14 protein-coding genes are annotated in these 18,275 nt (G+C 63.8%); 7 read left to right on the top strand and 7 right to left on the bottom strand.

All coding sequences use genetic code 11. The annotated features are described in order from the left end of the window. Positions 1-7 precede the first annotated feature (7 nt). From GE073_RS04400 to GE073_RS04390, 3 genes are all read right to left on the bottom strand, one after another. On the bottom strand, positions 8-1,660 hold the full coding sequence (locus GE073_RS04400; RefSeq protein WP_228551805.1) for a hydroxysqualene dehydroxylase: 1,653 nt from the start codon (positions 1,658-1,660) through the stop codon (positions 8-10). A gap of 543 nt (positions 1,661-2,203) precedes the next feature. Next, positions 2,204-3,442, bottom strand: a complete 1,239-nt coding sequence (locus tag GE073_RS25300) for a DNA-3-methyladenine glycosylase family protein (RefSeq protein WP_228551267.1) — start codon at positions 3,440-3,442, stop codon at positions 2,204-2,206. Between the two features lie 895 nt (positions 3,443-4,337). Next, a complete protein-coding gene (locus GE073_RS04390; RefSeq protein ID WP_028600299.1) occupies positions 4,338-6,482 on the bottom strand; it encodes a beta-galactosidase in 2,145 nt (714 codons plus the stop codon). Between the two features lie 125 nt (positions 6,483-6,607). Here GE073_RS04390 and GE073_RS04385 point away from each other — a divergent pair, with 125 nt between their 5' ends. The 4 genes from GE073_RS04385 to GE073_RS04370 all read left to right on the top strand — a co-directional run bounded on the left by GE073_RS04385 (position 6,608) and on the right by GE073_RS04370 (position 9,237). Then, on the top strand, positions 6,608-7,453 hold the full coding sequence (locus GE073_RS04385; protein WP_052333545.1) for an AraC family transcriptional regulator: 846 nt from the start codon (positions 6,608-6,610) through the stop codon (positions 7,451-7,453). Positions 7,454-7,587: 134 nt separating this feature from the next. Continuing rightward, a complete protein-coding gene (locus GE073_RS04380) occupies positions 7,588-8,199 on the top strand; it encodes a TetR/AcrR family transcriptional regulator (protein WP_028600297.1) in 612 nt (203 codons plus the stop codon). After that, entirely contained in the window at positions 8,196-8,807 is a 612-nt protein-coding gene (locus GE073_RS04375; protein ID WP_043111758.1) for a GNAT family N-acetyltransferase, read from the top strand. Before GE073_RS04380 ends, GE073_RS04375 begins: the two co-directional genes overlap by 4 nt. A gap of 127 nt (positions 8,808-8,934) precedes the next feature. Next, a complete protein-coding gene (locus GE073_RS04370; RefSeq protein ID WP_028600295.1) occupies positions 8,935-9,237 on the top strand; it encodes a hypothetical protein in 303 nt (100 codons plus the stop codon). A gap of 188 nt (positions 9,238-9,425) precedes the next feature. Here GE073_RS04370 and GE073_RS04365 read toward each other — a convergent pair whose 3' ends face one another. From GE073_RS04365 to GE073_RS04350, 4 genes are all read right to left on the bottom strand, one after another. After that, positions 9,426-11,015 carry an extracellular solute-binding protein gene (locus GE073_RS04365; protein ID WP_307719991.1) on the bottom strand — a complete coding sequence of 530 codons (1,590 nt, stop codon included), beginning with the start codon at positions 11,013-11,015 and terminating at the stop codon, positions 9,426-9,428. Between the two features lie 172 nt (positions 11,016-11,187). Then, on the bottom strand, positions 11,188-12,075 hold the full coding sequence (locus tag GE073_RS04360) for a carbohydrate ABC transporter permease (RefSeq protein ID WP_028600293.1): 888 nt from the start codon (positions 12,073-12,075) through the stop codon (positions 11,188-11,190). A gap of 13 nt (positions 12,076-12,088) precedes the next feature. Continuing rightward, on the bottom strand, positions 12,089-13,003 hold the full coding sequence (locus GE073_RS04355) for an ABC transporter permease (protein WP_028600292.1): 915 nt from the start codon (positions 13,001-13,003) through the stop codon (positions 12,089-12,091). A 28-nt stretch (positions 13,004-13,031) separates the two neighbouring features. After that, a complete protein-coding gene (locus GE073_RS04350; protein WP_228551266.1) occupies positions 13,032-14,057 on the bottom strand; it encodes a LacI family DNA-binding transcriptional regulator in 1,026 nt (341 codons plus the stop codon). A gap of 247 nt (positions 14,058-14,304) precedes the next feature. On the opposite strand from GE073_RS04350, the gene GE073_RS04345 reads away from it, so the two are divergent. The 3 genes from GE073_RS04345 (at position 14,305) to GE073_RS04335 (ending at position 18,092) form a co-directional block, all read left to right on the top strand. Next, positions 14,305-15,321 carry a LacI family DNA-binding transcriptional regulator gene (locus GE073_RS04345; protein WP_028600290.1) on the top strand — a complete coding sequence of 339 codons (1,017 nt, stop codon included), beginning with the start codon at positions 14,305-14,307 and terminating at the stop codon, positions 15,319-15,321. A gap of 70 nt (positions 15,322-15,391) precedes the next feature. After that, positions 15,392-16,333 carry a hypothetical protein gene (locus GE073_RS04340; RefSeq protein ID WP_028600289.1) on the top strand — a complete coding sequence of 314 codons (942 nt, stop codon included), beginning with the start codon at positions 15,392-15,394 and terminating at the stop codon, positions 16,331-16,333. Positions 16,334-16,583: 250 nt separating this feature from the next. Next, positions 16,584-18,092, top strand: a complete 1,509-nt coding sequence (locus tag GE073_RS04335; RefSeq protein WP_028600288.1) for a glycoside hydrolase family 30 protein — start codon at positions 16,584-16,586, stop codon at positions 18,090-18,092. Positions 18,093-18,275: the final 183 nt, after the last annotated feature.

The raw sequence follows: 18,275 nt of genomic DNA, 5'->3' as shown, positions 1-18,275 counted from the left end.
CGATCAGCTAGCCGACAATCTTGCCGTTCCAGGGAAGGCCGTCTTCCCATCGGGACTTGTCGTTGCGCTGCCACAGCCCGAGCAGCTCGAACGCGTACATGTCCCAGATCCGGCATTTGTCGGCCTTGATCTCATAATGATCTATAATGGCGTTGACGGCCCGCCTGGCCGCCTCGTTGGCTCCCTCCATCGTCGCCAGGTCCGTATTGGTGCGGACATAGTCGGAGGCGAGGTAGAAATTGGGGATCGCGGTGTAGGCGTTCGGCCGCAGATCCCACGTATGGACCCGGTTCACGAGCAGAGGCTCCATGTTGGTCGCCCCGTGCGGATTCGGAAACTGGATGTCCTCGTCGAGGAACCACGCCTCCAGCAGCCCGTCATGGAGCACGTCGCCGCTATGGTTGAAATGGTCCTTGAGCTGCTGCCATACTTCCTGCTTGATCTCCTCGGCCGAGCATTGCATCGCCGGCTTGCCGAACAGGACGCCCTTGGACTCCCAGTCGGAGACGTCGACCGAGAGGATGCCCTTGACCTTGCCGTTGCCGTATTCGGACAGATCGACGCCCGGCCAGAACTGCTTCTGGGAGACGAGCGTCAGCGCCCACGGGCTGTCCATGCAGATGATATGACCGTGGATCAGCTCGACGTCCTCGTTCAGATAGAACTGGATGCCGTTCATCCACTCGACCGACTCGCTCAGCGGCTTGATGCTGCCGAGCAGCGGATCGGCCTGCACCAGCTCGTCGGTGAGCAGGCCCGCCATCACCTCGACCGGCAGCGCCGCGATGTAGCAGTCGCCGACGACAAGCTGCTCCTGTCCGTCCAGCAGCACGGTCGCTCCGACGATGGAGCCCTTCTCGCAATGGATCGCCTTGACCGGCGCGCCTCGGTAGAATTTTACGCCCAGCGATTCGAGATGATCGTACCAGGGGAACAGCCAAGCCTCGTTGGTCGGCCCGTTCAGCAGCCGGTCGGCGCTGCCGCCCGGCGTCACCATGTCGAGCATGAGCGTCGCGCCGACCGTGCCGATCGTGCAGGCGTTCGCTTCCTGCGCCTTGGCCGCGACGAGGATGCGGGAGAGGCCGACGAAGATGCGCTTGAACTGCTCCGACTGCTTGTCCGCCTCGATGAAGTCCCACCACGACACCCGCTGGTAGTCGAGGTAGCGGCGCAGCTTGCTGCTGGAGGCGAGCTCGAACAGCTTCGCGCCGTACAGCGCCGCCTCCTCCGCCGTCAGGCCGAGATGGTTTTCGAACAGCGACGTGAACAGCACCTTCAGATCGGAGATCGATTCGGGGAACTCCGTAATGAACGGGAGCATGTCGCGGTCGTCGAAGGCGAGCCCGAGCCGCGTGCCCTCGACCAGGTTGTCGAACACGCTCTTGCGTCCGTTTCCGAGCAGCTGGTCGAGCACGCCGCCGCGCGCGCCGCTTTGGAGCGGGATCCTCTTCATCGTGTCGGTCACATGCTGGTAGAACTTCGGGAAGAAGCGGAACCCGTGCTCTCCCGGCAGATCCTTCCTTCCGTCGATGCCCGTGCCCTTGGCCTCCATGCTGCGGGCCTTGCCGCCGGGAACCTCTCTCGCCTCGTAGACGGACACCTCGAAACCGCGTTCGGCCAGCTCATGGGCTGCGCTCATTCCCGCGACTCCTCCGCCCAATATGACAACTTTCGGCAGCCTTTTCTCCAAGCTTCCTTCTCCTCCTCTAGCATCCTCGATTTGATCGGCTTCACCAATAGGCCTGCACTCGTATAAACGCTCTCCATATAGTACCATCGCACTAATGTCAGTTGCTGTCGATTATTATCGGTTATTGAAATATTTCTCGTTAATGGTCGCTCTACGAGAAATGGAATCGCTTGGAAATCCGCGCAGCGCATCGCTTTCTCCAGCGGCGGGCGTTGCGCGGAAGCGGCTTTCGGCAGGCGGAAGGGCCGTTCCGAGGCGGCTTCCGGGCGCTCGGCCGCTGCCGCAGGAAAGCAAAAAAAAGAGAGACGGAAGGCCGCAGCCTCCGTCTCTCGCGCCATCGTTCGCTAGGGCGTGTTTGCATGCCCCGAAGGAAGCAGATGTGACCGAATTTTTGATCCCTGCGAGGAACGTAGGCGAAGGCGTACCGGGGGTACGTCAAGCCTGCGTGACGAAGCAGGGGGCAAAAAGGCGGGGATAGATGCCCCTGAGCGGGTTTGCAAGCACGCCCTAGACCTAATACAGCGTCCGCCACAAATAAAAAGTCGCATAGGCCTCCCAGCCTGCCCAGGCACGGGCATGCTCGCGCACTTCGGGCTCGGTCGGCTTGCGCTCCAGGCCGGCCTGAACGCGGATCGCATGCTGCAGGCCGACGTCGGCGGCGGGCAGCGCCTCGGCCATGCGCAGGCAGCGCATCATGACGTAATGCGCGGTCCACGGCCCGATGCCGCGGACCGCCGTCAGCCTTTTTTCCGCAGCCGACCAGCCGGCCGCAGCGAGCTCCCTCTTGTCCAGCTCGCCGGCCGCGACATGACGCGCGACGCCGATCAGATACTCCGACTTGCGCGTCGTCATCTGCAGCGCCGCGATGTCGGACGGCTCCAGCGCGGCGACCGCCGCAGGCTTCGGGAAGCACCAATACGTCCAGCCCCCGTGGCGGACCGAGCGGCCGAACGACTCCGTGAAGCGCTTTTTGAGCGCATAGGCGAACGGCAGGTTGATCTGCTGGCCGATGATGCCCCAGCAGGCGGCCTCGAACAGATCGGGGATGCCGACCATCCGCAGGCCGCGAAACGTCTCCGCCGCCTCTTTCAGCAGCGGGTCGGCGGCCGCCAGCCGGTAGAACGGCGCCAGGTCGCGGTCCAGGTCGAACCACTCCTCGGCGTAGCGCCGCACATGCGCCTGCATCGCCGGGGAAGGCCGGGCGGCGGCAGGCGCGGGCGGGTCGGCGGGCTCGAGTGCCGGGCGAGCGGCCGAGGGCTCAGCGGCGGACGTTGGCGCGACTGGAGCGGCGGGCGGGAGACCGCTCGCCGGGTCTTCAGGCGCGGGCTCGCTCGCTGGGCGAGCGGCCGAGAGCGCTGCGGGTGCAGCCGCAGCGGCGGACGGCGCTGCGGACGGCGACGAGTCGGCGGCGGAGGCGGTTGCCGGGAGGCCGCCGATTGTTCGGGCGGACGTTGGCCCGGCGCGCCCCGCGGCTGGAGCGGCGGGCTCGGGCTCGCTCGCATCCGTGCCGATCGGCACGAATTCCGCCTCGAGCGCATGGACATCGTCCCGGCAGCGGAAGCGGACCAGCGCCAGCTCGCCCTCCCGCTCGAACAGCTTCGTCACCTCGCTGCCGTCGACCCGGTACAGCGCCTCGTCGCTCGATCTCGCCAAGTAGCCCAGCACCGCCGGCCAGCTGAACAGCTCCGGCAACTCAATCCGCAGGCGGCTCGCCTCTTCCTGCGCCGCTCCGTTTCTATCGGTCGTTTCCATGCTGCTTCCTCCCTCCTGTCATTCCCTGACTCTACCTTTCTCGCGCCCAAGTTGTCCATAGCCGAATCTTGCGCTTTCATGGGACTCTCCGGGAGTGTTGCCTCCTACTCGTTCTATCTTTTCTCGGAGCTCGGCTAGCAGAACGGCGCCAGCATGATTCGGCGCGGCGACGCGACGAGGGAGTCGAGAGTGCCTTGATTAGTGAAAACCCGGCGCGGCGACTCCACGAGGGAGTCGAGAGGGCCTTGGTTGGTGGGAACCCAGCGCGACGACTCCACGAGGGAGTCGAAAGTGCCTTGGTTGGCGGAAACCCAGCACTTCGGCGCGACGAGGGAGTCTAGAGTGCCTCGGTTGGCGGAAACCCGGCGCGGCGACTCGACGGGGGAATCGAGAGTGCCTTGGTTAGCGGAGACCCGGCACTTCGACTCCACGAGGGAGTCCAGAGTGCCTTGGCTAGCGGATACCCGGCGCGGCGACGCAACGAGGGAGTCGAGAGTGCCTTGGTTGGCAGGAATCCGACACGGCGACTCCACGAGGGAGTCGAAAGGGCCTTGGTTGGCGGATATCCGGCGCATCGACGCCTCGAGGGAGTCGAGAGTGCCTTGGTTGGCGGAAACCCGGCGCGGCGACGCGACGAGGGAGTCCAAAGTGCCTTGGCTGGCGGAGACCCGGCGCGGCGACTCGACGGGGGAATCGAGAGTGCCTTGGTTAGCGGAGACCCGGCACTTCGACTCCACGAGGGAGTCGAGAGTGCCTTGGCTGGCAAAAACCTGGCCCATCGACGCGACGAGGGAGCCTCATGTCCTTACAAAAAACAAGCCGCTCCGAGCGTCCATACGGACGTTCGGAGCGGCTTCAATTATAAAGAGCTGGCTTCGCACGCCGCGCGCCGGCGCTATGCCCGCTGGCGGATGATCCGCACGCCGCGCGCCGGCACGCTGACGCGTCCGGCCGCCACGCTCGCGCCGCCGCCGAGCAGGTCGTCGCCGCCCGAGCTCAGCTCGGCCCAGCCTTCCTCGGCCGCATGGTTGAGCAGGAACAGGTAGCGCTGGCCGTCCTTCACGCGCGCCGCCGTCTCCAGCTCCGCCGACGCCTCGGCGACGAGCGGCTCGATGCCGTTCTCCGCGCACACCTCGCGCAGGAAGTCGCCGAGGAACGCCTCGTCCGGGCTCGTCGCGACGTACCACGCCCGTCCGGCTCCGAAGCGGTTGACGGTCAGCGCCGGCATGCCCGCATAGAAGTCGTCGCCATACACGGCCTTCACCTCGGCGCCCTCGCTATGGATGAGGTCGCACAGCAGGCCGCACTCGTACTCGGCGAGCCCGGACGCGCCGCCAGCTATCCGCGCGGACGTCCCTGCCGCCGCCGTGCCGGCATGCTCCGAGCCCGCCGCGGTCTGCCGCTGCGCCTCGGCAGCTGCATCCTCCGCGCCGCCGCTCCAAGCCGAGCTCAGCACGATGCGGTTCCGCTGCTCCGGCAGCAGCGCGTCGATCTCCTCCGACCAGATGCCGAGCACCTGGCGCAGCTCGCCCGGGTAGCCGCCCGTACGCACGATGTCCCGCTCGTCGACGATGCCGCTGAAAAACGTCGTGATGAACGTGCCGCCGGCCTCGACGAACCGCTCGACCGCCGCGGCGAAGCCCGGCTTCACCATGTACATGACGGGCGCGATGACGACGCGGTAGCGCGAGAAGTCCGCGTCCACGCCGATCATGTCGGCCGCAACCTGCTGCTTGGCGAGAGCGTCGTAGTACTTGTGGGCTTCTTTCACATAATCGAGCGCCACGGTCGGACCGCTGCTGAGATCGATCGCCCAGCGGTTCTCCCAGTCGAAGACGATGCCGACCGCGGCGTCGCCGCGCGCGTCCAGCAGCTCGCCGCCGACCGCCTGCAGCTCGCCGCCGAGCTCCGCCACCTCGCGGAACACGCGCGTATGCTCATGCCCGACATGCTCGATGACCGCGCCGTGGTACTTCTCGCAGGCGCCGATCGAGCGGCGCAGCTGGAAGAACATGACCGTGTCCGCGCCGTGCGCGACCGCCTGCCAGCTCCACAGCCGCATGACGCCGGGCCGCTTGAGCGAGTTGTACGCCTGCCAGTTCTGCTGGCTCGGCGTCTGCTCCATGAGCATGAACGGCTGGCCGTCCTTCAGGCCGCGCATCAGGTCATGGGCCATGGCGGTCAGGCTGTGCGGGGTGTCGATCGACGGGTAGTTGTCCCAGGAGACGACGTCCATTTCCTTGGCCCATTTGAAGTAGTCGAGTTCGGGGTAAAATCCCATCAGGTTCGTCGTCACCGGAATGTCCGGGGTAAGCGCCTTCACCGCATCGCGCTCCAGCTTGAAGCAGTCCAGCAGGCTGTCCGACTGGAAGCGGCGGTAGTCGAGCGAGATGCCCTGGAAGTTCGTGCGGCTGCCGCCCCACTCCTCGCTCAGCGCGTTCGGCGGCACGACCTCTTCCCAATCATAGAACGTATGGCCCCAGAAACGGGTGTTCCAGGAGCGGTTCAGCTCCTCGAGCGAGCCGTAGCGCTGCTGCAGCCAGGAGCGGAAGCCCGCGGCGCAGTTGTCGCAGTAGCAGTAGCCGCCGTACTCGTTGCTCACATGCCAGATGAGCAGCGCCGGATGGCTGCCGTAGCGCTCGGCCAGCTTCGTCGCCAGCGCGGCGCTGAACTTGCGGTAGGCCGGGCTGTTCGGGCAGGAGTTGTGGCGGCCGCCGAAGCGCCGCTTGCGCCCGTCGAAATCGACGCGCAGCACGTCGGGATGGCGGCGCGCCATCCACGCCGGATGCGCCCCCGTGCCGGTCGCCAGGCAGATGCCGATGCCTTGGCCGTGCAGCAGCTCGAACTGCTCGTCGAGCCAGGCGAAGTCGTACGTGTCCTCGTCCGGCTGGTCGAGCGCCCACGAGAACACGTTGATCGTGGCGACGTCGATGCCGGCGAGCTTGAACATCCGATGGTCCTCGGACCATGTCTCGGCGTCCCACTGCTCGGGATTGTAATCGCCTCCATACCAGATCTTAGGCAGCTTGTTCGAGATCATCAGAAGCCCCTCTTTCGAATGGGATATAAGGATATCCCCATTGTATCCCTTCCCCAATTCCCTTGATATCCAAGGATATGGACATCTAATATAACAATATGGAACTGTCGAAAGGAGAGAGCCGCATGCAGCAGCCCGGACCGCGTCATCGCCGCATCGTCGCCGTCGAGCTCAAGGAAAGGCCGCTTCCGCTCCGGCTGGAAAGCCTCGGCTTCAATCCGGACCAGGAGCCGTTCCATCGTCCGGACGGCTATTCCGTCTACCACTGGCTGCAGACCGTCTCCGGAGAAGGCCGGATCGAATGGGGCGGACGCTCGGAGACGCTCCGCTCCGGAAGCGGCCTGCTGCTGCCTCCGGGAGCGCCCCACCGGTACCGGAGCGCGGACGACTCGATCTGGAAAACGGTCTACATGACGTTCAGCGGCGGCGAGGCCGCGGCGCTGCTCGCCTCGCTCGGCCTCGCCGCGCCGGGGCTGTACCGCTGGGAGGAGGAATCTCCGCTCGGCTCGCTGCTGCTCGGCTCGCTCGGCCAGCTCGAGGCCGCGTCCGATCCGCTCGGCCTGGAAGCGTCGCAGCAGGCGTACCGCTTCCTGCTCGCGCTCGGCACGTACGCCAGCGCCGACGCCGGCACCGCCGTCATGCAGCAGCTGCGCCAGCTGGAGCCGCTGCTCGCCTGGCTCGAGGCGAACCTGCACCGGCCGGCCGTCGGCCTGGACGACATGGCGGCGCAGGCCGGCGTATCCGGCCGGCGGCTGAACACGCTGTTCCGCAGCTTGTTCGGCCTCTCGCCCTACGCCTATCTGCTGCGGCTGCGCATCCGCCGGGCGCGCGAGCTGCTGCTCAGCCGCCCCGGCGCTCCGCTGCGGGCGATCGCCCAGGACAGCGGCTTCCGCGACGTCAGCCATTTCATCGCCACGTTCCGCAGGCTGACCGGCGATACGCCGGACCGGTTCCGCAGCGGCCGGCCGTAAGCCGGCGAAATCAGCCGATTCGGACCGTACTCGCCGAGTCGGCTCGCGGCGATGCGCCTTGACGGTGCACGTTGACAGTCTGCTTCATTGATTTTATAATGAATAAAATTTCATTCATTAAAGGGGAGGGTGAAGTGCCCCGTACACCGGAACAATATGAGGCCATGCGCCTTGCAACCCGAGTCAAAATCCAGACAGCGGCGATGCAGCTGTTCGTTCGTCAAGGATACGGTTCCACCAATGTTCAGCATATTGCCGATCAAGCGGGCATCAGCACGGGTCTGATGTACCGTCATTACAAGACAAAGGAGCAGCTTTTCGAGGAGCTGCTGCAGTTCGCCATCTCCGGATTGGAGACGCTGATCGCCAGATTTCAGACCTGCGACAAGCCTGCTGAGGAACTGGCACGGTTCGCGGACGAGGTGTATTCGGATCTGTCTTCCGGCGATGACTTGGGACACCTCATGCTGTTGATGACGCAATCCTTCTTCTCCGCGGAGACGGCCGATCGGAAAGCGGCTCTCATGCAGATCAATGCCGATCTTCTGCAAGCGACTGCCGCGCTCATCGTTCAAGGACAGCGTCAAGGCCAGATTCGCAATGGCAATGCTCTCGAGATGGCGCTCTATTTCTTTTCCTCGATTCAGGGACTGGCGACGATGAAGGTGATGCTGGGGGAAGGATTTTCGATGCCGTCGAGACCGCTCTTGACCTTGGTTTTCAAAAAGGAAGGGGAATCGTCATGAAGCATTCCGACGCCTTTGAAGTTGTTCGGGCCGACCGCGCGGGCCCAGAGGCCAGGAACCAAATGGCGGAGATTTTCGCCGAAGGCTTCTCGCAGTGGCTCTCGTTTTTTTCCAAGGACCGGGATATCATCGCAAAGGCATTCGCCCATATGTTCGTGCTGGATCAATTTTATGTGGCGCTCGCCGGCGATCGCGTGGCGGCCTTCGGCGCCTGCACCGACTGTCGCCGCTTCTCCGTAAACCTTCAGAGCGCGCCTCTCCGCCGGCATCTGGGCTGGTTCAAGGGCTCGATGGCCGCTCTCATTCTGAAGAGGGAATTCCAAAAGCCCTTTGTCGACCCGCCGGCGGAAACGGGGTCGGTCGAGTTCATCGGCACCGCCTTGTCCTTCCGCGGCCAAGGAGCGGCTTCGGCGGTGATTCGACATATGCTGGATCATCTGCCGTACCGCACCTATCTGATCGAAGAGGTCGCGGATACCAATGTTCCGGCCATGCGCCTGTATGAGAAGCTGGGGTTCACGGAATACAAGCGCAAGTCCCTATCCCCCAAGCAGGCCCGCAGAGCCGGGTTCCATCACATGATCTCGCTGCGTCTGGAGAAGGCGTGAGACGTTGCAAAGCCTGCCCGAGATTCGGGCAGGCTTTGTTCAACTCTCCATCATGGGACAATTCCTCGCCGGCATACACTGAGGCGCAGACACTCCGCATCCGCGTCCGGAAGGGAGGCGAACCGCCGTGCTCCAGCGCTTGCTCCGCAAGCGGATGATCCTCGTCATCGTGCCGAGGTACTCCATCCATCAGTTCCTCTGGTGCGACTTCGGCGCCAGCTCGCTTTGCGGATGGGTGATGGAGGAGAACGACTTCACCCGCGTCGCCGTTTTCGTCGGCAGCTCAGCGGTTCCCGTCCTGCTGCGCCGCTCCGTCAACTCCCCGCGCAGCCCGCTGCGGCCGCGCCTGCTGCAGACGCATGACCGCCTCTGGTCAAAGCGCGCCAAGGCGGTGCCGCTCGTCGCGGCTTCCGCAGCCGCTCCTTGCTGACGTTGACCGTTCACGGGATGAAAGGTCTCCCCTCAAATCATTTCATAAGGTAGACTATTATAGGAAAAGTGAAGGATAAGAAAGAGTTCATCGACGCGCCAAAACACGCCCCAAGGTCCTGATGTGGACCGGGGCGTGTTTGGTTTGCCGACAGGGTTCAGCTGCCTGACGGCGCCGTACCGCCGCTCCTACTGGATGCCCTTCTCGTCGAAGTAGGCGTTCGCCTGCTCCTGCACATAGGCGAGCACTTGATCGACACCGGCCGCCTTGAGCTGCTTGCGGTACGTCTCGAGCGCCTTGTCGACGTCCGGCACGAGGCCCATCATCAGCGGCATGCCGTACTGCTGGATGACCTGGTTGACGGCCGCCTGCTGCGATTTGACCGGCTTATAGTCCATGATGATCGGCGCGAAGATGTTCGGCTTGCTCTCGGCCTTGAACTCCTCCATGAGCGCCGGGAACTCCGTCCAGCCGCCCGCCTGCTGCTCCTTGGCGAGGCTCGTGACGCGCCAGCCCCAGCTCGTGATGCCGTAGCCCTTGAAGTTCTTGTCGTTCTCCTTGCCCTTCGGCGGCGAGATGGCGAGCTTGCCATCGTCGCTAAGCGAGTAATGCGTGTCCTGGATGCCGTACGTCAGCAGGTCGAAGTAGCGGGAGTCCGTGCGGATCTTCTCCAGCGCCATCAGCGAGCGCTCGGCGTTTTTGGAGCTTTTCGGCACGGCCATCGCGTTGTTGACCGACAGCGTCGGCATCGCGTAGCCATGGAAGCGCGTGAACGGGAAGTAGGCGTAGTCGGTGCCTTTGTTCGTCTTCTCGGCGTCGACGATGAAGCCGCCCGCGCCCGGCGCGTTGCGCCAGTAGGCGCCGCCGGTGCCGGCCTTCAGGGCATCGCCGGCTTCCTTCTGCGAGCTCAGCGTATCGGAGGTCCAGAAGCCTTTTTGCGACCAGGTCTTCATCCGCTTCACGAACTGCTCGAACTCCGGCGTCTCCGCGTAGTTGACGATGTCGCGCGGCGCATCATACGACTTGGCGACGATGACGCCGCTGTCTCCGCCAATCTGCTCGTAGCCGTGGTATGCCTTGAACAGCGTGAACACCTCGTTCCACGCCTTGCCGTTGATCGGCGTCACCTTCTTCTGCGTCTTGACCGCGTCCAGGTACGCCTCGATCGAGTCGAGATCCTTGATCTCCGGCACGTTCAGCTCCTTGCGCCAGTCCTCCCGATAGACGAGGCCGTCCGGCGTGTACTCGGGGTACGTGCTCGGCACGGCGTAGATCTTGCCGTTGACGGTCGCCTCGTCCCAGTCCTGCTTGGGCACCGCCTTCCACGTCTCGGGCATGTAGGTCGGGAGCAGGTCGTTCAGCTCCTTGAACGCCCCCTGGTCCGCGAACTTGTAGTAGTCGGCCCATGTCGAGGCGAACACCATGTCGACCTTCTCGCCGGACGTCAGCAGCAGGTTGTACTTCGTCTGCCAGTCGTTCCACGTCGTGAAGTTCAGCTTGATCGTCGCATTGATGTCCTTCTCCAGCATCGCGTTGATCTGGTCCTGGATCTTCGGGCTGTCGGCATGGCCGTCCCCGAGCACGTACCAGACGAGCTCGACCTTCTTGGACGTGTCGATCGCCTTCGCTTCGCCGGAGCCGCTGTTCGCCGCCGCCCCCGCGTTCGCGTTCGCCTCGCTGCCTCCGCTGCCGTTTCCATTGCCGTTGCCGCTGCAGCCGGCGAGCGCCGTCGCCAGCAGCGCCGTCGTCATCAGCAGGCCGATTGTTTTTTTGCTCACGTTGACTCCTCCTCTAGGTTCATCCCTATGCTTTGAAAAAGTCCTCCGCCGTCCGGTCGAGCCCGGCGAAGCGGCTGCCTCGGCAGAGACAGTCGCTTCGCCGGGCCCGATCGGACCCGGCCGTCCGCGCCTGATCCGGCTCCGGCACGGACGCGGAGAGGCCCGCTTTCGGTCAGCCTTTCACCGCCCCGATCGTCAGTCCCTTCACGAAGAAGCGCTGGACGAACGGATACAGGAACACGATCGGCCCCGTCACGATGATCGCCGCGGCCATCTTGAGCGTCTCCGCCGGCGGCTTGAAGTCCGGCGACAGGTTGCCGGCGATGCTCGTCTTGAGCACGGCGGCGCTGGCGAGGATCTTGTACAGCAGGAACTGCAGCGGGTACTTGGACTCGGTCGTGATGAACAGATTGGCCATGAACCAGTCGTTCCAGAAGCCGAGCGCCATGAACAGCCCGATCGTCGCCAGGCTCGGCGCGGACAGCGGCAGGATCAGCTTCAGGTAGATCGTGAACTCGCCGGCGCCGTCGATCTTGGCCGATTCCGGGATCGACTCGGGGATCGACTTCATGAAGTTTTTCATCAGGATGATGTTCCACGCGCTCACCAGCACCGGCACGAGCAGCGCCAGGTAGCTGTCCTTGAGCTGCAGGTAGTTGACGATGAGGATGTACCACGGGATGAGGCCGCCGCTGAACAGCGTCGTGAAGTAGATGAAGAAGCTCAAGCTGTTGCGGTACTTGAACTCCTGGCGGCTCAGCACGTAGCCCGCCATCGAGGTGAGGAACAGCCCCAGCGCGGTGCCGGCGAGCGTCAGCAGGATCGTGACGCGGTAAGCGTCGAAGATCTGCTCCGGATTGCTGAAGACGGCGCGGTACGCTTCGAGCGACCATTGGTCGGGGATGAGCTTGAAGCCCTCGGCGATGATTTCCTGCTCGGACGAGAACGAGCCGGACAGCACGAGCAGGAACGGCAGCAGGCAGAGCAGCGCGAACAGGCTGATGAGGACATAGCCGATCGTGTTGAACAGTACGGTCGAGCGTTCGGTACGGATCTTCACCTTTTCATTCCTCCTAGAACAGGGCGTAGTCTTCGCGCGTCTTGCGAATGACGTAGTTGACGGCCAGCACGAGGATGAGGCCGAAGAAGCTCTGGTACAGGCCCGCCGCGGTGCCCATGCCGATGTCGAAGTTGACGGCCAGCGACCGGTACACGTACGTGTCGATGATGTCCGTCGAGTTGAACAGCACGCCGTTGTTGCCGATGATCTGGTAGAACAGGTCGAACTGCCCCTTGAGGATGCCGCCGAGGCTGAGCAGGATGAGCAGGATGAACGTCGGCACGAGCAGCGGCAGCGTGATGTGGCGGATGCGCTGGAAGATGTTCGCCCCGTCGATCTTGGCCGCCTCGTGGTATTCGTCGCTGATGCTCATGATCGCGGCGAGGTAGATGATCGTGCCGTAGCCGAGTCCTTTCCACAGGTTGAAAAAGACGATGATGTACTTCCACGGCGCCGTGTTCAGGTAGAAGTCGTACGGCTGGAAGCCGAGCTGCACGAGCACCGTGTTCACGAGCCCGTTGCTGGAGTTGAACAGGTTGAACACGAACGCGCCGACGAGCACGAACGAGACGAAGAACGGCAGGAACATGACCGACTGCGTGATCTTGCGGAACCACTTGCCGGGCAGCTCGCTGAGGAAGATGGCGCAGATCAGCTGCAGCGCGTTGCCGAGCAGGATGAACGCCAGGTTGTAGAGCACGGTGTTTTTGGTCAGCGTCCAGAGCACGCCCGACTCGTACAGGAAGCGGAAGTTCTGCATCCCGACGAACTCGCTGCCGAACAGCCCTCCGTCGAAGCTGAAGTTGGTGAACGCGTAGTAGACGCCGATCATCGGCAGGTAGGAGAAGACGACGAAGAACAGCAGCGTTGGCGCGATCATGAGGAACAGCATCCGGTTGCGCGACCATTCCCTCAAGAAGCCTTGCATCAGAGCACCTCCGAATTTGTGTAATCGATTACTTATTATTGAAAATGGACGAGCCCCGAACGAGCAGCCGCGAGCCGACCTCGAAGCAGCGCGTGCCAGGGCAGCGGCCCTCGCCGAGCTGGTCGATGAGCTTCTCGGCGAGCAGCGCGCCCATCGCATGCTTGGGCGGATCGACCGTGCTGAGCGCCGGATCGACATGCCTGCCGACGCGGTTGTTGTCGACGCCGACGACGGCCATGCCCGCGGGGATCGGGATGCCGAGCTCCGCGCAGGCGCGGTAGATGCCGAGCGCCATCTCGTCGTTGGCGGCGAAGACGGCCGTGAACGCGGACGATCGTTCGCGCAGCCGCAGGAACGCCTCGTAGCCTCCTGGCTCGCTGAAGCCGCCGCTGTCGATCAGCTCCGGGCGGAACGGCAGCGACGCCTGGCGCAGCGCCTTCATGTAGCCCTCGAGCCGCTCGTAGCTGTCGGTCGCGTCCGCGAAGCCGCTCAGGAAGGCGATCCGCTCATGCCCTTGCGCGATCAGATGCGTCACCGCCTCTGTCGCCGCGCCGACGTTGTCGGTATAGACGCACGGGATGGCCGGATGGTCGATCCGGCGGCCGATCACGCCGAGCGCGTAGCCGCGGTCGGCATAGGCGGCCAGCTCCGCGTCGCCGAGCATCGGCGCGATCAGGATGATGCCGTCGACGGTGCGGTCCATCGCCAGCGTCATGTAGTCGGCTTCCTTCTCCCGCTGGTTCTGCGCGTCGCAGATGAGGATCTTGTAGCGGAGCGCGCCGGCCGTGTTCTCGATGCCCTTGATGATCTCGGCATAATAGGAGACCAGGATGTCCGAGACGATGACGGCCAAGGTCGACGTCTTCAGGTGGCGCAGGCTCTTGGCCGAGGCGTTGGGCATGTAGCGGAGCCGCCGGACGGCCTCCTCGACCCGGCCGCGCGCCGACGGACTGACGGGACCGCTGCCGTTCAGCACCCGCGACACCGTCGCCGCCGACACGCCGGCCGTCCGCGCCACGTCTACAATCGTGGCATCCGGCTTGCGTGATGGCAAATGGCATCCCTTTCTCTCCCGAACCCGATTGGTATCGATTACATCGGACGAAGCCAAGCGGCCCCGAAAGCGCTCCTGCGGTCCGAACCGGCTCGCATCCGGCGCTTCTTCATCCGGTAAGCCGAATATATCAGCAATTTGTAATCGATTTCAACAACTTTTTTTCCGGTTGCCTCGGGCTGCGAATGTCGGCTAAAATGAAAGTTGGTCTGAAAACGATTACTCCGCAAAGAAGGTCGAGTCTACGATGGACGTGAAAATCATCGATGTCGCCCGCGCTGCCGGCGTCTCCACCGCAACCGTGTCGCGCGTGCTGAACGGGAGCCCCGGCGTCACGCCGAAGACGCGCAGCCGCGTCGAATCCGCCGTGCGGGAGCTCGGCTATCATCCCAACGCGGTCGCCAAAAACCTGCGCGTGCAGAAAACGAAGACGATCGCCGTCATCGTCCAGGACATCAACGTCTCCTACTTCACCGAGATCGTGAAGGGGATTGAAAATATGGCGTACGTCAAGCACTACAAGGTGCTCATCTGCGACTCGGAAAACCAGGCGGCCAAGGAGCTGGAGTACCTCAACCTGCTCATGAACCGCACGGTCGACGCGGCCATCCTCGTCTCGCCGCTCGTCGGCGACGAGCAGCTCGCCGAGATCGCGGAGCGCGGCTACTCGATCGCCGTCATCGGCCGGCATATCGGGCATGAGCAGATTCCGTGCATCTATACGGACAACGTCAAGTTCTCGCTCGAGGTCGTCCGCCATCTGGCCGAGATGGGCCACCGCGACATCGCGTTCTTGAGCGGCTTCGCCGACTCCATCGACAGCTACGAGCGGCTCGAGGGCTACATGAAGGCGCTCAAGGAGCAGCGCCTGCCGTTCCGGCCGGAGCTCATCGACAGCGGCGGCTTCAGCGAGAGCGGCGGCTACGAGGCGATGGGCCGGCTGCTCGACCGCTCCGGCGGCTCCGTGACCGCCGTCTATGCGGCCAACGACGAGATGGCGCTCGGCGTCTACAAATGCTGCCGCGAGCGCGGCCTCCGCATCCCCGAGGATATCGCCGTCGTCGGCGTCGACAACAACCGGATCAGCAAGTACATCTCGCCGTCGCTCAGCACGGTCAACCAGCCGAAGTACACGATGGGCGCGCTGCTCGTCGAGAAGCTGATCGACTCCATGAACGAGGACCAGTTCGGCGACAAGCGCGTGTTCAAGGTCGACTCCGAGCTGCTCGTGCGCGGCAGCTCGTCCTTCCGACGGGAAGGCTAGCCTGACTCTCAGCCGCCTGCCGAGGCGGGTTTCCGCCATCCAAGGTACTCTCGACTCCCTCGTGGCGTCGATGTGCCGGGTTCCCGCCAACCAAGGCACTTTCGAGTCCCTCGCCGCGCTGATGTGCCGGGTTTCCGCCAACCAAGGCACTCTCTACTCCCTCGCCGCGCCGGTGCGCCGGATTCCCGCCATCCAAAACACTTTCGATTCCCTCGTCACGCTGATGTGCCGGGTTTCCGCCATCCAAGGCACTCTCGACTCCCTCTGCGCGCTGATGTGCCGGGTTTCCGCCAACCAAGGCACTCTCTACTCCCTCGCCGCGCCGGTGCGCCGGATTCCCGCCATCCAAGGCACTTTCGACTCCCTCGGCGCGTCGCCGCGTTGGGTTTCCGCCAACCAAGGCACTTTCGATTCCCCTGTCGCGCCGTTGCGCCGGGTTCCCGCCATCCAAGGTACTCTCGACTCCCTCGTCACGCCGGTGCGCCGGGTTCCCTCCATCCAAGGCACTCTCGACTCCCTCGGCGCGTCGCCGCGCCGGGTCTCCACCAACCAAGGCACTTTCGACTCCCTCGCCGCGCTGATGTGCCGGGTTCCCTCCATCCAAGGTACTCTCGACTCCCTCGTTGCGCCGGTGCGCCGGGTTTCCGCCAACCAAGGCACTCTCGACTTCCTCGTGGCGTCGATGTGCCGGATTCCCGCCAACCAAGGCACTCTTGACTCCCTCGCCGCGCTGTTGCGCCGGATTTCCGCCAACCAAGGCACTTTCGAGTCCCTCGCCGCGCTGATGTGCCGGGTTTCCGCCAACCAAGGCACTCTTGACTCCCTCGCCGCGCCGGTGCGCCGGGTTTCCGCCATCCAAGGCACTTTCGACTCCCTCGCCGCGTCGCCGCGCCGGGTTCCCGCCAACCAAGGCACTTTCGACTCCCTCGTGGCGCCGGTGCGCGATTTCTCCCATGGCCCGACCTGTTTTTGCCGAGCGCGCACGAGAAAGCGACCTGCCGCGCGCACCTGAAAAAAAGGGGTTGATTTCCGGCCCATTCATCGAGTACGATATTCCCACTCCGCAGGAAACGCTTCCAGAAGCTGCATCAATGCAAGCCGTTTTCGGGCGAGTTTTTTTCAATGGAAGTTTGTAATCGATTACAAATTCATGCTTCTGAATCGAGGTGAGGCAGCCATCCGCGGCCGGCTGCAGAGCTGTCCGTGCCTGTCCGCATCAATTCTTCTCATCCCGACCCCATCCCCGAAAGGAGAACCCGATCATGTCCGACTGGAAGAAAAAAACCGCCGCCGTCGCGCTCGCCGCTGCCCTCGTCTCCGCCGGAGGCACTTATTCCGCCCCGCCCGCCAAAGCCGCAGGAGAGCAGGTCGAAGTGTGGATTTCCACGTCCGATCCGAACAGTGAGCCCGCCGTCGGCCTCAGCCCGAGCGCCCGCCTGACGCGCATCGGCGACAAAAGCTTCAGTACGAGCGCCGGAAGCGCCGACTTCACGATCAGCGTCGATGAGAACACGACGTTCCAGCAGATGGACGGCTTCGGCGTCTCCATGACCGATTCGTCGGCATGGCTGATGAACTACAAGCTGGACGCGAACAAACGCGCCGAGGTGATGGAGCGGCTGTTCGGACAGACCGGCATCGGCCTCAGCGTGCTGCGCCAGCCGATCGGCAGCTCCGACTTCGCCTGGTCCGCCTATACGTATGCCGATACGGCCAATGACACGGCGCTGAACCAGTTTTCCATCGGAAGGGATCTGCCCTACATCGTGCCGATGGTCAAGCAGGCGATCGCCAAAAACCCGAACATCAAGGTGTTCGGCTCCCCTTGGAGCGCTCCCGCCTGGATGAAGTATTCCAATACGCTCAACGGCGGCAAGCTGCGCGCGGAGCATTACGGCACGTACGCGAACTATTTCAAGAAATACATTCAGGCCTACCAGGCCCAAGGCATCCCGATCTACGCCGTCACCGTGCAGAACGAGCCGCTGTACGAGCCGACGCATTACCCTTCGATGGGCATGAACACGCAAGACGAGATCGGCTTCATCGGCGACTATCTCGGCCCGACGCTGCGCGGCGCCGGCATCAACACGAAGATCATCGCATTCGACCACAACTTCCTGGACTGGAGCTTCCCGAACACCGTCATCAACAGCCTGAAAAGCTCCGGCAAGGGCGGCTACATCGACGGCAGCGCGTTCCATCACTACGACAGCGGCGACGGCTCTACGATGACGCAGCTGCGGAACAACCATCCGGACAAGGGCATCTGGTTCACCGAGGGCGGCTTCGGCAACTGGAACGATCCGCAGAACGGCACGTCCCAGGGCTTCGACAACATGATGAACGAGTTCATCAACATCACCCGCAACTGGTCGAAGACGATCATCCTCTGGAACGCCGCGCTCGACCAGAAGGACGGCCCGGCGCTGCTCGCGGCCAACAACACCAACAAGGGCATGATTACGATCCGCAACTCCGACAACCGCAACGACGCGCCGGAGAACGTCGTGACGTATCACAAGCAGTATTATCTGCTCGGCCATTTCAGCAAGTTCGTCGTGCCCGGCGCGTACCGCGTGCAGAGCAATACCGGCAGCGAGATCAAAAGCGTCGCGTTCCGCAATCCGGACGGCTCCAAAGTCGTCGTCGCCTACAACTCGTCCAGCTCGGCCCGGAACGTCAAGGTCCAGTGGGGCAGCCAGTCTTTCAACGTCAGCGTGCCTGGCAAGTCCGCGATGACGTACAAATGGTACGGCAACCGCTCGTAGCGGAAGCCGGGAGAGCGGCGGGCAGGACGGGACGGCCTATCGGCCGGGATGGCAGGCGGCGACGGTGGGCGGAGGGCCATGGCCGATGCCCGAGCCGACGGCCACGACCGGTAGGTCGGGACGGCAGGCGGGCTCTTCCGTACAAAAAACAGGCTGCAGCCCGGGGAGACCGCAGCTCGATTC

Source organism: Paenibacillus sp. B01 (genome assembly GCF_009649995.1).
Lineage (GTDB): Bacteria > Bacillota > Bacilli > Paenibacillales > Paenibacillaceae > Paenibacillus_O > Paenibacillus_O pasadenensis.
The sequence above is the reverse complement of the archived record's forward strand: the minus strand, read 5'-3'. Positions and strand labels throughout refer to the sequence as shown.